Below are 13,705 nucleotides of genomic sequence, written 5' to 3'. Positions count from 1 at the left end.
CGTCGGCACCGTCGGCACCGTCGGCCGGGTCGGCGCCGAGGGCGCCCACCAGCCGCAACCCGTCCCGGGCGGCCGCCGCGACGGCGTCGGGCAGCCCGGCGACCTCGACCCGGTGCAGCTCGAGCGCGTCGGGCACCTCGCGCGCGGACGTCAGAGGGCTGACGGGCAGACCGGCCGCGCGTGCCACGCGCTGGGCCGTGCTCGCGACCAGGGCCGGGGTGCGGTAGTTCACGGTGAGCTCGGCGAGTCGCCACGACCCGCGCAGCACCGGGTCCAGCATCGCGGCCCAGGCGCGGGCGCCGGCGGGGGACGCCGTCTGGGCGACGTCGCCGACGATCGTCATCGAGCGGGTGGGGCAGCGCCGCAGCAGCATGCGCCAGGCCATCGCCGACAGCTCCTGCGCCTCGTCCACGACGACGTGCCCGTACGTCCAGGTCCGGTCACCCGCGGCCCGCTCGGCGGTCGTGAGCAGCGGACCGCCCTCGCTGAACCGGTCGGCGAGCAGCTCGGCGCTGACCAGCCCGCGCCCGGCGCCCGAGGACGAGAGCACCTGGCGGGCGTAGTCGAGGTCCTGCTGGCGGGCCCGCGCGTCCTGCGCGGCCTGGGCGCGGGCGGCCTGGTCGTCCTCGCCCAGCATCTCGGCGACCTCGTCCAGGAGCGGGACGTCGGCCGCGGTCCACCCGTGCTCGGGGTCGCGCAGCAGGCGGGCCCGGTCGGCCCGGGACAGCTCGCGGGCCGCGGCGTCCAGCCGCGCGGGCTTGGTCAGGAGGTCGCCCAGGAGCTTCTGGGGGGTGAGCGGCATCCACGCCAGGTTGAGCGCGATCCTGACCTCGCGCGTCGTGCGCAGCTCCTCGACGATCTCGGCGCGGTCCTCGGCCGGCACCGCCTGGCCCAGCTGCGTGACGTACTGCTGCGCCAGGCGCGAGAGCATGTCGCGGACGAACCCGACGCGCGCGAGGTTGTGCGGCTTGCCGGTGCGCCGGGCGCGCGCGATGGCGTCGGCGACGTCGGCCGGCGTGATGGTCACGTCGTGGCCGTCGACCCGCACCGTGACCGGCTCCGCCGGCACGCGCTGACGCTGCCGCACGGCGCGCGCCAGCACCCGCGCCATGACCGCCCGCCCCTTGATCTCCGCGACGTCGTCGGGCTCGGTGGCCTGGGCACGCACGCCGGGCAGGAGGTCGGCGACGGTGGTCGTGACCACGCCGGTCTCGCCCAGCGACGGGAGCACCTGGTCGATGTACCGCAGGAAGGTGTGGCTCGGGCCCACGACCAGCACGCCGGAGCGCTCGAGGGTGCGCCGGTGCGCGTAGAGCAGGAAGGCCGCGCGGTGCAGGGCGACGGCGGTCTTCCCGGTCCCGGGGCCTCCCTGGACGACGAGGGCGCCCGCGAGCTCGGAGCGGATGATCGCGTCCTGCTCCGCCTGGATGGTCGCGACGATGTCACCCATCCGCCCGGTGCGGCCGCTCGTCAGCGCCGCGAGGAGGGCACCCTCGCCGGACAGGCCCTGCAGGACGCCCTGCGCCGCCGCCCGGCCCTCGCTGCCGTCGTCGTCGGTCGCCCCGGCCAGCCGCACCAGCGCGTCGAGGTCGAGGACCTCGTCCTCCAGGCCCGTCACGGCGCGCCCGCGCGTGACGAGGTGCCGGCGCCGGACGACGTCGTCGGGCTGCGCCGCCGTGGCGCGGTAGAAGGCCTGCGCCGCCGGGGCGCGCCAGTCCGTCAGCAGGGACGTGTGCTCCTCGTCGGTCAGCCCGATCCGACCGATGTACCGCACCGCGCCGTCCGTCAGGTCGAGCCGGCCGAAGCACAGGCGCTGCTCGACGGCCTCGAGCTGGGCCAGCCGGTCCTCGTAGAGCGTCGCGAAGGCGTCGCGCTCGGAACGGTTCTGCGGGGACCCCGAGGGTCCGACCCGACGCACGCGGGTGAGCCGGGCCCGGGCCTGCGCGCGCAGGGCGTCGAGGCGCGCGTACCGCACGTCGACGGCGGCCTGCTCCTGGCGCAGCTGGTCCTGCCTGGAACTCACGGGGCCCCCTGGGATCGACGCTCGCCGGACGCGGCCGTCCATTATCCGCCCTCGTGGCCGCGTCCGGGACCGTGCGCCACGCGCGGACCTCTAGGATCAGCCGGTGCTGCACTCTGCGTCCCCGTCGGCCGAACGCGAAAGGTCGCCCGTGCCCTACCACGAGCTCAACCCGCGGCCCATCACGGTGCTGCTCGTCGAGGACGACGACGCGGACGCCCTCCTGGTCGGGGAGCTGTTCGCCGACACGGACCAGCCCGTCGACCTGATCCGTGCGCGCACGGTGGACGAGGCGCTGACCAAGCTCGACGTCGACTGCGTGCTGCTCGACCTCGGGCTGCCGGACGCCGTGGGCATCAGCGCGCTCGAGCGCGTCCTCGACGCCGGGACGGTGCCGGCGGTCGTCGTGCTCACCGGGCTCTCCGACACGGGCCAGGGCCTGCGGGCCGTGGCCGCCGGCGCGCAGGACTACCTCGTCAAGGGCGAGGTGGACCCCGAGCTGCTCGCGCGGTCCGTGCGCTACGCCATCCAGCGCCGCCGCGCCGAGCGCCAGGAGCGCGAGCTGTACCGCGCCCAGGTGCGCGACTACGAGACGACCCGCCTCGAGCGGGCGCTGCTGCCCACCCCGCTCGTCGGCGACGGCGCCCTCGAGGTCCTCGTGGGCTACCGGGCGGGGCGCGACGGCCTCCTGGGCGGCGACTTCTACGACGTGGTCGAGCGCGACGACGGCTCGGTCGCCGCGGTCGTGGGCGACGTCGCGGGGCACGGCCCCGACGAGGCGGCGCTGGGCGCCACGCTCCGCACGGCCTGGCGCACGTCGGTGCTCGCCGGGCTCTCGCCCGCGAAGGTCCTCGACGTGGTCGAGCAGATCCTCACGGCGGAGCGCGGTCGGCCGGAGATCTTCGCGACCCTCGTGCAGGTGGTCGTCGCGCCCGACCGCCGCTCCCTCGACCTGTACCTGTGCGGTCACCCCACGCCGTTCCTGCTGGGCGTGCCCACCACGGCCCTGCCGTCCGACCAGCGGGGGCGGGCCCTCGGCATCCCCGTCCTCGGCGGCTGGAAGCCCCAGCGCGTCGAGCTGGGGGAGTCGTGGCGCGTGATCATGTTCACCGACGGCGTGCTCGAGACGACCGTCGACGACGGCCTCACCCGCCTCGGCGAGGACGGCCTGCAGCGCGTCATGGAGCAGCAGCTCGCGACCGAGTCCGAGCCGGGCCAGGACCCGGCCGGGCCCTCGCTCGTGGACGCGATCCTCGAGGCCGTGACCGCGCGCCACGGCGGCAACCTGGTCGACGACACGGCGCTGGTGCTGCTCGGCTGGGGCGGTCGGTGAGCTCTCGGGTCCGGCCCGGCAGTGCGACCTCGCTGACCCGGCGCCTGGCGGTCGCGAGCACGGCGGTGGGGGTGGCGCTCGCGCTGCTGACCGGCGCCGCCCTCTGGGCGCTCGTGGCGTTCACCGAGCGGCTGGAGGCCGTGACCGGGCTGTACTTCGACGCGGTCACCGAGGCGGACTCCGCCTACACGATGTTCGTCGACGCCGAGACGGCGGTGCGCGGGTACGCGCTCACCGGCGACCCCGTGACCCTGGAGCCCTACTCGCGGCTCACGGCCGGCGTGGCGGACTTCCTCACCGGCACCGCGACGGAGCAGGCGCTCGTCGAGGACCTCGGCGTGGACCACGCGGTCCTCGACCTGCGGGCCGACGTCGCCTCGGCGCTCCGGGCGTGGTCGGACGACTTCGCCGACCCCACCATCGCGGCCGTCGAGGCCGACGGGCCCGCCGCGGTGGCCCCCGGGGACATCGAGCGCGGCCGCCTGCTGTTCGAGGACGTGCGCACACCGATGGAGGAGTACCTCGACGCCGTGAAGCTCGAGCGTGCGGCCGCCGTCGACGAGCTCAACGCCTGGAACCGCGTGCTGCGCGCCGTGCTCCTCGTCTTCGCCCTGGGCGCGGTCGCCGTGGGGGCCCTGCTGTGGGTGTACCTGCGGCGCTGGGTGACCACCCCGTTGGCCCAGCTGGCGCAGGACGCCCGCGTCGTGGCGGACGGCGACGTCGCGCACCCCGTGGCCGTGACCGGCCCGGGCGAGGTGGGCCAGGTCGGACGCGACGTCGAGCAGATGCGGCTGCGCCTGGTGGACCTCCTGGCGGAGGCGCACGCGTCGCGCGCGGCGCTCGAGGAGTCCCACGCCCAGCTCGTGGAGCAGGCGGAGGACCTGCGGCGGTCCAACCGCGACCTCGAGCAGTTCGCGTACGTCGCCTCGCACGACCTGCAGGAGCCGCTGCGCAAGGTCGCCAGCTTCACGCAGCTGCTCGCCAAGCGGTACGAGGGGCAGCTCGACGAGCGCGCCGACCAGTACATCGCCTTCGCGGTCGACGGCGCCAAGCGCATGCAGCGTCTCATCAACGACCTGCTCGGCTTCTCCCGCGTCGGGCGGATCGGCGGCGAGCTGTCGGACGTGGACCTGGACGCGGTGGTCCGTCGGGTGGTCGGGGACCTCGACGAGCAGATCGCCGAGTCGGGCGGCGAGGTGCTGACCCAGGACCTGCCGGTCGTGCGCGGGGAGGAGCCCCTGCTCACGCAGCTGGTGGCGAACCTCGTCGGCAACGCCCTGAAGTTCCGGCACCCCGAGCGGGCGCCGCGCGTGCGCCTGGAGGGGCGCCGCGCGGGCGACGTGTGGGAGCTCGCCTGCCACGACAACGGCATCGGCATCGACCCGCAGTACGCCGACCGGGTCTTCGTGATCTTCCAGCGGCTGCACGCCAAGGACGTCTACGAGGGCACGGGCATCGGGCTGGCCCTGTGCAAGAAGATCGTGGAGTACCACGGCGGCCAGATCTGGATCGACCCCGAGCCCGCCGACGGCGGCACCACGATCCGCTGGACGCTGCCCGTGCGGGGCGCCGACGGCGTCGAGCCCGACGGTGCCCAGGCCGACGGTGCCGACCGCGCGGATCCCGTAGGCTCGGCGCGGGCTGCCGAGGTGGACGTGGCCCACGAGGACGCCGGTACCGGCGGGGAGGACGCTGCTCGATGACCGATCCCAAGCCGATCGACGTGCTGCTCGTGGAGGACGACCCGGGCGACGTCCTCATGACGCGCGAGGCGTTCGCCGAGAACAAGGTCGCCAACCGCCTCGCCGTCGTGAGCGACGGCGTCAGCGCGCTGGCCTTCCTGCGCAAGGAGGGCGAGCACGCCGACGCGCCGACGCCGGACCTGATCCTCCTGGACCTCAACCTGCCCCGCATGGACGGCCGCGAGGTCCTGGCGGCGATGAAGTCCGACGACCAGCTGCGCCGGATCCCCGTCGTCGTGCTGACGACGTCGGAGGCCGAGGAGGACGTGCTGCGCAGCTACTCGCTGCACGCCAACGCCTACGTCACCAAGCCGGTCGACTTCGATCGCTTCATCGACGTCGTCCGCCAGATCGACGACTTCTTCGTCTCGGTGGTCCGGCTCCCCTCGCGCTGAGGCCCCGCCGTCGGCGTGTCGCCGGCGGAATGCGGGGCGGGCGGGCGGCGTTGCGCCCACAGGAGCGAGGAGGACGGAGGACGTGATGCGTGAACCGAGCGAGATCTACACGATCGACGAGGACGTCGCGCGCGACCTGACGCTGCGCGCGGAGGCCGGGCAGGGCCCCGTCCTGCTGCACATCGTCCGCGGCTTCGTCGACGCCGGCAGCGCCGGCCAGGTCGCCGCGCGGCACCTCGCGGACCGGTTCGAGTCCGAGCGCCTCGTGACCTTCGACGTCGACGCGCTGCTGGACTACCGCTCCCGGCGGCCGACGATGGTGTTCGACGCGAACACGTGGTCCGAGTACGAGGAGCCCTACCTCGCGGTCGACGTCGTGCGCGATGGCGAGCACGTCCCCTTTCTGCTGCTCCACGGCACCGAGCCGGACGTGCAGTGGGAGCGGTACGTCGCCGCCGTGCGGCAGATCGTCGAGCGCTTCCGGGTGCCGCTGTCCGTCGGCGTGCACGGCGTGCCGATGGGGGTGCCGCACACCCGCCCGCTGGGCGTCACCGCGCACGCCAACCGCCCCGAGCTCGTCGCCGACCACGAGTCGTTCTTCGGGCGGGTGCAGGTGCCGGCCAGCGCCAGCTCCCTGCTCGAGTACCGCCTCGGGCGCTGGGGCCACGACGCGATGGGGTTCGCGGTCCACGTGCCGCACTACCTCGCGCAGTCGTCCTACCCGCAGGCGTCGCTCGTGGCGCTCCAGCAGGTCGAGCGCGCGACCGGGCTGGACCTGGACCCGTCCGCGCTCGAGCCGGCCGCCCGCGAGGCGACCGAGGAGATCGAGCGCCAGGTCGCGGGCTCCGAGGAGATCGCCGCCGTCGTGCGGGCGCTGGAGGAGCAGTACGACTCCTTCACCCGGGCGATCGGCCGGACGAACCTGCTCGCCGACCAGGCGGACATCCCGACGGCCGACGAGCTCGGCGAGGAGTTCGAGCGCTTCCTGGCGCAGCAGCAGGGCGGGGACGGCTCGCCGAAGTGACGGTGGGCACGCAGAGATGACGGTGGCGACAGGTCCCGCGACCGGCGGTCGCGGGACGCACAGGCGCGCGAGCCTGGTCCTCGTGGCGGCGTTCGTGGCGTACGCGATCGGCGTGCTGCACCGGGGCTCGCTGGGCGTGGCGAGCGTCGAGGCCACCGAGCGCTTCGGCGTCGGCGCCGCGGTGCTGTCGACCTTCGTCGTCGTCCAGCTGGGCGTCTACGCCGCGCTGCAGGTCCCGGCCGGGGTGCTCCTCGACCGCTTCGGGCCGCGCGTGATGATCGGCTCCGGCGCCGTGCTCATGGCGACGGGCCAGCTGCTGCTGGGTGTCGTGGAGGACCTCCCGGCGGCCTACGTGGCGCGCGTGCTCATCGGGGCGGGCGACGCGGCGACGTTCATCTCCGTCGTCCGGCTGGTGGCCGCCTGGTTCCCGGCCCGTCGGGTCCCGCTCCTGACCCAGCTCACAGGCATCGTGGGGCAGTCCGGGCAGGTGGCCGCGGCCGTGCCGCTCGTGGCCGTCCTGCACCTCGCCGGCTGGCAGACGGCGTTCGTCGGGCTCGCCGCGGTGGGCGCGATGGCGTCGGCGCTCGCGTTCGGCGTGGTGCGGGACGGTCCGCCCGGGACCGTCGTGCGCAGCGGCGGCGGGCTCCTGTCGCCGGTGCGCGAGGTGGCGCGCGTACCCGGCACCTGGCTCGGGTTCTGGTCGCACGCGCTGAGCCAGTTCAGCTTCACCGTGTTCGTGCTGCTGTGGGGCTACCCCTTCCTCACCGTGGCGCAGGGGCTGAGCCCCGCGCAGGCCGGTGGGCTGCTCACGCTCAACGCGCTCGCGGTCGTGGCGTCCGGTCCGGTCGTGGGGACGCTCACCGGGCGCCACCCGCTGCGCCGGTCGTGGATGGTGCTCACCATCGCCTTCGCGACCCTCGCCGCGTGGGTCGCCGTCCTCGTCCACCCGGGACGCAGCCCGCTGTGGTTGCTCGTGGTCCTCGTCGTGGTCCTCGGCGTCGGCGGGCCCGGCTCCGCCATCGGCTTCGACTACGCCCGGACGTTCAACGCGAGCGGGCGGCTCGGGACCGCGACGGGCCTCGTCAACGTCGGGGGCTTCGCGGTCGCCGTCGTCTCGGTCCTCGCGGTCGGCGTGGTGCTCGACGTCGCCGCGACGCGCGGCGCGGCGCCGCTGTCGCTGGAGGCGTTCCGCCCCGCGTTCGCCGTCATGCTCCTGCCCTGGCTGGGGTGCCTGGCCGGTCTCCTCCTGAGCCGGCGGGCGACGCGGCGTGAGATGGCCTCCCGGGGCGTCGTCGTGCCCCCGGTGCGTGCGGTGCTCGCGCGGCGGCGCGGCGCGCGGGCGGCCGACGGGACGCCCTGAAGCACCCAGATGGACCGCATTTGACTATGGCGCACGCGGGAGCCGCGTGCGATGCTTTCCGCGTTGCGAGGGCTGACCTGTCCGGCACCGCCAGGACGTGGGACTAGCACTGCGGCACGAGGACCGGGCACAAGGTCGGGTCATCAGCGTCCCCCGGTTGGACAGAAGGACAGGCACAGCATGGCGCAGGGATCTGTGAAGTGGTTCAACGGCGAGAAGGGCTACGGCTTCATCGCCCAGGACGGCGGCGGCGCCGACGTCTTCGTCCACTACTCCGCTATCGAGACGCAGGGGTACCGCACGCTCGAGGAGGCCCAGCGGGTCGAGTTCGAGATCACGCAGGGTCCCAAGGGCCCCCAGGCCGAGAACGTCCGCCCGCTCTGACGGACCTCGCACGGCGGCCGCGTCCCCTCAGGGGGCGCGGCCGTCGTCGTCTCCGGGCGTGACCTCGGGAGCCTCGTCGCGGAGCTGCGGCGAGGAGCCGGCGAAGGCGGCCAGCTCGTCGCCCGTGACGAGCGCGGCGGGCACCGGCAGCGTCCGCAGGTGCCGCGCGAGCGCGGGCGGCACGGGTCGCGTGGGCCCGCCGGGCGCGCGTCCGGCGATCACGAGGTTGCCGTAGCGGCGTCCGCGCAGCTGGCCGGGCTCCGCCACGAGCAGCACGTCGTCGAGGACGGCGCGCGCCGTCGCGACCTCGGCGCGCGCGGTGGTCAGCGGCGGGCGGTCGGCGCAGTTCGCCAGGTAGAGGCCACCCGGGCGGAGCACGCGGCACACCTCCTGCAGGAACTCGACGGTGCGCAGGTGCGCCGGCGTGACGTCGGGGGCGAAGACGTCGCGCACGACGACGTCGGCCGAGCCGGTCGGCAGCGCGGCGAGCACCGCGCGCGCCTCGCCCGCGCGCAGGCGCAGCCGTGGCGAGCGCGGGAGGGCGAACCAGGTCCGCACCAGTCGCAGGAGCTCGGCGTCGACGTCGACCGCGATCTGACGGGAGCCGGGGCGCACCGCCTCCAGCCAGCGCGGGAGCGCGCAGCCGGCCGCGCCGAGGTGCACGGCGTCCAGGGGTGGGCCGCCCGCGTCGCGCCCGTGCGCGTCCGTGTCGGTGGTGTGCGTGAGGATCGCGGCCATGTGCTGCATGTACTCGAACTCGAGCCAGGTCGGGTCGTCGAGGTCCAGGTGGGAGCTCGGCACGCCGTTGACGAACAGCGTCACGGCGCGGGGGTCGTCCGGTGACCTGGTGACCTCCGCGGTCCCGGTCGCGATCGGCACGGGGCCGTCCGGGAGCTCCGGCGCGGCCGGCGGGGTCGCCGGGCGGCGACCTCGGGACTGGCGACGATCGGGCACCGGCACACGCTAGCCCTTGACGTGGCTCGAACAGGTGTTCGATGATGGCTGAGGAGGTGGAGCGATGACGACGACGACGAGCACGGCGGGAGCCGCGACGCGGCGCCTGCGGGTCGGCGCCGGCGACGGCGGACCCCGCGTCCTGCGCGCGGTCGAGGGGGCGCAGGGTACGGAGCGCCCCGTGCCGCCGTCCGCCGTGGAGCTCCTGGCGCGGAGCGACGCGGAGCTGACGGCCGCGCAGCTCGCCGGCTCGGAGGAGGAGCGCTTCCTGCACGCCCACCTCGCCGCGCTGCGCGCGGGGGCGGCGCTGCTCGAGGTCACCGGGCGGCCCCGGCGTCGGCCGGTCCCGCGCACGGTCTGGGACATGGTCGCCGCGGTCGCCCCGGACTTGTCGCCCTGGACCACCTTCTTCGCCGGCGGGGCGCCGGTGCGGGCCGCGCTCGAGTCCGGCCGCGAGCACGAGGTCGGCGCGGAGCAGGCGGAGCGGACCGTGGCCGCCGCCGAGGACTTCCAGGACGCGGTGCGGCGGACGCTCGGCGCCGACGCGGCGTCGCAGGGGCGGCTGGTGCTGCACGCGTCCTGAGAGGATCGGGGCATGGGCAGGACGAGCGGATGAGTCGCACGCCGCCGCCGGCGGGGGTGAAGCGCAGCTGGGGGACCGACGAGGACGGCTGCTCGATCCTGCACGTCGACATGGACGCCTTCTTCGCCTCGGTGGAGCTGCTGCGCCGCCCGGAGTTGCGTGGCCGCCCCGTCATCGTCGGTGGGGACACGCGGTCGGTCGTGCTCGCGGCGACCTACGAGGCGCGCGCCTACGGCGTGCACTCGGCGATGCCGATGGCCCGCGCGCGGCGGCTGTGCCCGCAGGCCGTCGTGCTGCCGCCCGACCGAGCCGCCTACCTGCGGGCCTCGACGGCCGTGATGGCGATCCTGCGGGACGTCACCGACGTCGTCGAGCAGGTGAGCGTCGACGAGGCGTTCCTCGATGTCTCGGGGGCGCGACGCCGGTTGGGACCACCCACGAGCATCGCCGCGCTGATCCGCGGGCACGTCCGTGAGCAGCTCGGTCTCCCGTGCTCGGTGGGGATCGCGAGCACCAAGTTCGTGGCGAAGCTGGCGTCCGGCTTCGCCAAGCCGGACGGCGTGCTGCTCGTGCCGCGGGACGCCACCGTCGAGCTGCTGCGCTCGCTGCCCGTCGGTGCCCTGTGGGGCGTGGGGGAGCGGACGCGGGACGCCCTCGCGCGGTGGGGCATCACGACGGTCGCGCAGCTCGCCGACGCCGACGTCGCGGTGGTGCAGCGCGCCGTCGGCAGGGCGACCGGTGCCCACCTGCACGACCTCGCGTGGGGCCGTGACCCCCGGCCCGTCGTGACGGAGCGCCAGGAGAAGAGCATCGGCGCCGAGACGACGTTCGAGCAGGACACCGCGGCCGTGGACGTGCTCGAGGGCCACCTCCTTCGGCTCGCGGACCGCTGCGCGAGCCAGCTCCGCGCCCGGGGGTACGTCGCCCGGACCGTCTCCCTCAAGGTGCGCACCGAGGACTTCACGACCCTGACCCGCTCGCGCACCCTCGGCACCCCGACCGACGTGGGCCGCGACCTGTACGCCGCGGCCAGGGACCTGCTCGGCGGCGTCGACCTCGGCGCCCGCCGCGTCCGGCTGCTCGGCGTGCGCGCCGAGGGCCTCGGCGAGGCCACCGCGCGACAGCTCACGCTGGAGGAAGCCGTCGACGACGCGTCCGACGCGCGGCGGCGCGCCGAGCAGGCCATGGATGACGTCCGCCAGCGGTTCGGCGCGGGTGCGCTGGGTGCCGCGGCGCTCACGGTGGCGCGGGGACGGGGCTCAACTACCGCCCCAGCCGGGGAGGACCTATCCTGAGGCTGTCCCAGTCCCACCGGCACCACGGAGGTAGCGATGCCTCTGTCCGAGTACGAGCAGCGCGTACTGGAGCAGATGGAGCGGCAGCTCACGTCTGACGACCCGAAGCTCGTGAACACCTTCCAGGGTGGCGGGGCGCGGACCGTGAAGCGATGGCTGCTCACCGGAGCCGGCGCCATCGCCGGCCTCACTGTTCTGGTGATCGGCGCGGCGACGAGCCAGCCGCTCGTGGGTGTCCTCGGCTTCATCGCCATGTTCGTCTCGGTCGTGCTCGCGTTCTCGCCGCCGCGGCGCCGCGGACCGGCGGGTGTCGTCTCGCAGGACGGGTCGGTGCGACCGCGCGCGAAGGCGCGGCCCGCGAACCGCGGCCTGGTCGCGCGGTTCGAGGAGCGCTGGGACCGCCGTCGCGACGAGCGAGGGCGCTGACCGCCGTCGGCCCGCCCGCTCAGCGGGTCGCCGTCGGCTGCCGACGTCTCGGCTCGGCCTGGTCGGACCCGGCCTCGACGGGCCGCAGCACCGCCTCGACCCATCCCTGGAGCGCGTCGACGTCCCACTCCACGGGTCCGGGGGCGTAGCGGCTGCGTTCGACGACGTCCACGAGGCGGTCGGCCGCCTCGAGCGCCTGCGCGTGTGCCGCCGGGTCCTGGTCCGGCAGGTCGTCGCGCAGACGGGCCGCCACCTGGCGGGGCGTCGCCGAGTCGCTCCAGGAGATCCCCGCCTTCGTGAGCCGGGCGCGCAGCAGCGCCCACCAGCCCTCCGGCTCGGTGGGCAGCCGAGGGCCGCGCCGCCGGCGGCGGGTGCGCCAGGCGAGGGCGCCGAGCGCGAGCGCCAGTCCGAGCGTCACGCTCGCGCCCACCACGAGCCAGGTCGGGACGCTCGCCGTGCCGATGCCGACCTGCCCGTCCGTGCCCGGGTCCTCCTGCCCCGGCGCGACGGGAGCGGCGGCGGGCGCGGACGCCGACGCCGACGGCTCCGCCTCCTCGGGCGTGATCGGCAGCCCCGCGAAGGGGTCGGCGTAGGACGGCGGGGCGCCGGTCTGGACGGCGGGGGTCGGCTCGAAGCGCACCCAGCCGGCGTCGGCGAAGTAGAGCTCCGGCCAGGCGTGGGCCTGCCGGCCGGACACGACGAACTCCCCGACGACGTCACGGCTGGCCGTGCCCGGGAGGAACCCGACGGCGAGGCGGGCGGGGATCCCGAGGGTCCGCGCCATGACCGTCATGCCGGTCGCGAACTGCACGCAGTAGCCGGACCTCTGCGTGAGGAAGTCCCAGACTGCGTCCTCGGTCTCCGGCGGCGGGACCCGCGTGTCGTACCGGAAGCTGCGGCCGTCGCGGAAGAACGACTGCAGGGCGAGCGCCTGGTCGTAGGCGGTGTCCTCCTGAGCGGTCACCTCCTGCGCGAGGGCGCGGATCTGGTCGGCGTGGGGCGAGTCGGGGAGCGTGCGCGTCGGGTCGTCCGGTGCGACGACGCCCACCGTGTCGGCACGCAGCGTCTCCGCGGACAGGTCGCGGGCGGCGATGGTGACCTCGTAGGACAGGCCCTGCGTCGAGCGGCCTCCTCCGGCCACCACCTCGTCCCGCGCCGCGTCGTAGTACCAGGAGCCGGCGAGCTCGAGCGCGCGGGGCTCCGTCGGTACGGGGAGGCGGTCCTGCTGGAGGTCGCCCACCCGGACGCTGAGGCGCTCGAGCGCCTCGTCCGGGGCGGCGGGCAGGTCGACCGGCCACAGCACGCCGTCGGCGGCGGTGAGCTCCTCGGCCGGGGTGCGCTGCCACTCCCGACCGTCGAACTCGACCATCGTGTACATCCGCAGCGGTCCGACGCGCTCCGCGTCCGTGGTGTAGGTCAGCACCGGGCGGTCCGACCGCGCCCCCAGGCTCGAGCGCATGTCCAGGTCGGTCGACAGGCGCAGGGGCCCGTCGACGCCCGCCCCGCCCCACGAGCCGGGCAGGCGCATCGACCCGTAGCCGGGAAGCGCCGCGACGGCCGGTCCGACGGCGACCGCCAGCACGCCCACGACGACGGCGACGCCGAGCGCGGGAGCGGCGTCGCGCCCTCCCGTCGCCCGCGGTGCCGGGGCGCGGGTGAGGGTGAGCAGGAGGAGGTACGCCGCACCGCCGACGACCATCGCGACCACCCCGGGGTCGCGCTCGAAGGCCAGGACGGGCACCCACAGGCCGAGCAGCGGCAGGCCGGCGAGCCCGGCGCGCCCGAGCGCCAGCGCGAGCGCGTCCGTGACGAGCACGACCGCGACCGTGCCCGCCACGACGAGCAGCTCGAGCCCGCGCGAGGGGGCGACGGGGATCCGGCCGTCCACGACGGCGTCCGCGCCCGCAGCCGCGAGGCGCAGCAGCCGGTCGAACGTCGCCGGGGTCGGGAGCGGCAGCCCCGGCGTGCTCGACGCGCCGCCGTACAGGGACACGAGCACGACGAGCCCCGCGACCAGGCCACAGACCGACGGCGTCACGCGGGACCTGCTCACGTGCCGGACCCCGGCGACGGCCGCGGCGACCAGCACGGCGACCACCGTCGCGACCGGGCGCCAGGGCCCGGGCGCGATCAGCGCGCCGAGCGACGCCACGCCGGCGCTCGCGGCCACCGCCACGAGTCCGGCGCCG

Annotated in this window: 12 protein-coding genes; 9 read left to right on the top strand and 3 right to left on the bottom strand. The window is 75.5% G+C overall.

What is annotated here, in order from left to right; all coding sequences use genetic code 11:
• Positions 1-2,023, bottom strand: a 2,023-nt coding sequence (locus IDM29_RS09775) for an AAA family ATPase (protein WP_188037468.1), incomplete at its 3' end; no start/stop codon positions are given.
• Positions 2,024-2,171: 148 nt separating this feature from the next.
• On the opposite strand from IDM29_RS09775, the gene IDM29_RS09770 reads away from it, so the two are divergent.
• From IDM29_RS09770 to IDM29_RS09745, 6 genes are all read left to right on the top strand, one after another.
• Entirely contained in the window at positions 2,172-3,353 is a 1,182-nt protein-coding gene (locus IDM29_RS09770; protein ID WP_255491821.1) for a PP2C family protein-serine/threonine phosphatase, read from the top strand.
• Positions 3,350-5,056 carry an ATP-binding protein gene (locus IDM29_RS09765; protein ID WP_182113632.1) on the top strand — a complete coding sequence of 569 codons (1,707 nt, stop codon included), beginning with the start codon at positions 3,350-3,352 and terminating at the stop codon, positions 5,054-5,056. Before IDM29_RS09770 ends, IDM29_RS09765 begins: the two co-directional genes overlap by 4 nt.
• Complete coding sequence (locus IDM29_RS09760; RefSeq protein WP_182113633.1) at positions 5,053-5,490, top strand: response regulator; 438 nt, start codon at positions 5,053-5,055, stop codon at positions 5,488-5,490. The genes IDM29_RS09765 and IDM29_RS09760 overlap by 4 nt, the downstream gene beginning before the upstream one ends.
• An 85-nt stretch (positions 5,491-5,575) precedes the next feature.
• On the top strand, positions 5,576-6,514 hold the full coding sequence (locus tag IDM29_RS09755) for a proteasome assembly chaperone family protein (protein WP_182113634.1): 939 nt from the start codon (positions 5,576-5,578) through the stop codon (positions 6,512-6,514).
• 82 nt (positions 6,515-6,596) lie between these two features.
• Positions 6,597-7,874: a nitrate/nitrite transporter gene (locus IDM29_RS09750; protein ID WP_255491822.1), complete on the top strand. Its 1,278-nt coding sequence runs from the start codon at positions 6,597-6,599 to the stop codon at positions 7,872-7,874.
• Positions 7,875-8,054: 180 nt separating this feature from the next.
• The gene (locus tag IDM29_RS09745) at positions 8,055-8,258 is read left to right on the top strand and encodes a cold-shock protein (protein ID WP_182113636.1); all 204 of its coding nucleotides are present in this window, start codon (positions 8,055-8,057) and stop codon (positions 8,256-8,258) included.
• A 27-nt stretch (positions 8,259-8,285) separates the two neighbouring features.
• Here IDM29_RS09745 and IDM29_RS09740 read toward each other — a convergent pair whose 3' ends face one another.
• Positions 8,286-9,212: a spermidine synthase gene (locus IDM29_RS09740; RefSeq protein ID WP_255491823.1), complete on the bottom strand. Its 927-nt coding sequence runs from the start codon at positions 9,210-9,212 to the stop codon at positions 8,286-8,288.
• A 64-nt stretch (positions 9,213-9,276) separates the two neighbouring features.
• On the opposite strand from IDM29_RS09740, the gene IDM29_RS09735 reads away from it, so the two are divergent.
• The 3 genes from IDM29_RS09735 to IDM29_RS09725 are packed head-to-tail and all read left to right on the top strand — an operon-like array spanning position 9,277 to position 11,516.
• A complete protein-coding gene (locus IDM29_RS09735) occupies positions 9,277-9,795 on the top strand; it encodes an SAV_6107 family HEPN domain-containing protein (RefSeq protein ID WP_182113637.1) in 519 nt (172 codons plus the stop codon).
• 29 nt (positions 9,796-9,824) lie between these two features.
• A complete protein-coding gene (gene dinB / locus IDM29_RS09730) occupies positions 9,825-11,090 on the top strand; it encodes a DNA polymerase IV (RefSeq protein WP_182113638.1) in 1,266 nt (421 codons plus the stop codon).
• Positions 11,091-11,126: 36 nt separating this feature from the next.
• Complete coding sequence (locus IDM29_RS09725) at positions 11,127-11,516, top strand: DUF3040 domain-containing protein (RefSeq protein ID WP_182113639.1); 390 nt, start codon at positions 11,127-11,129, stop codon at positions 11,514-11,516.
• 19 nt (positions 11,517-11,535) lie between these two features.
• On the opposite strand, the gene IDM29_RS09720 is transcribed toward IDM29_RS09725, so the two are convergent.
• Positions 11,536-13,705: DUF3488 and transglutaminase-like domain-containing protein (locus IDM29_RS09720; protein ID WP_188037467.1), on the bottom strand; the 2,170-nt coding region annotated here is incomplete at its 5' end.

This window comes from Actinotalea sp. JY-7885, assembly GCF_014525465.1.
In the GTDB taxonomy this organism is placed as follows: domain Bacteria; phylum Actinomycetota; class Actinomycetes; order Actinomycetales; family Cellulomonadaceae; genus Actinotalea.
This window is presented reverse-complemented; position numbering and strand designations above follow the sequence as displayed.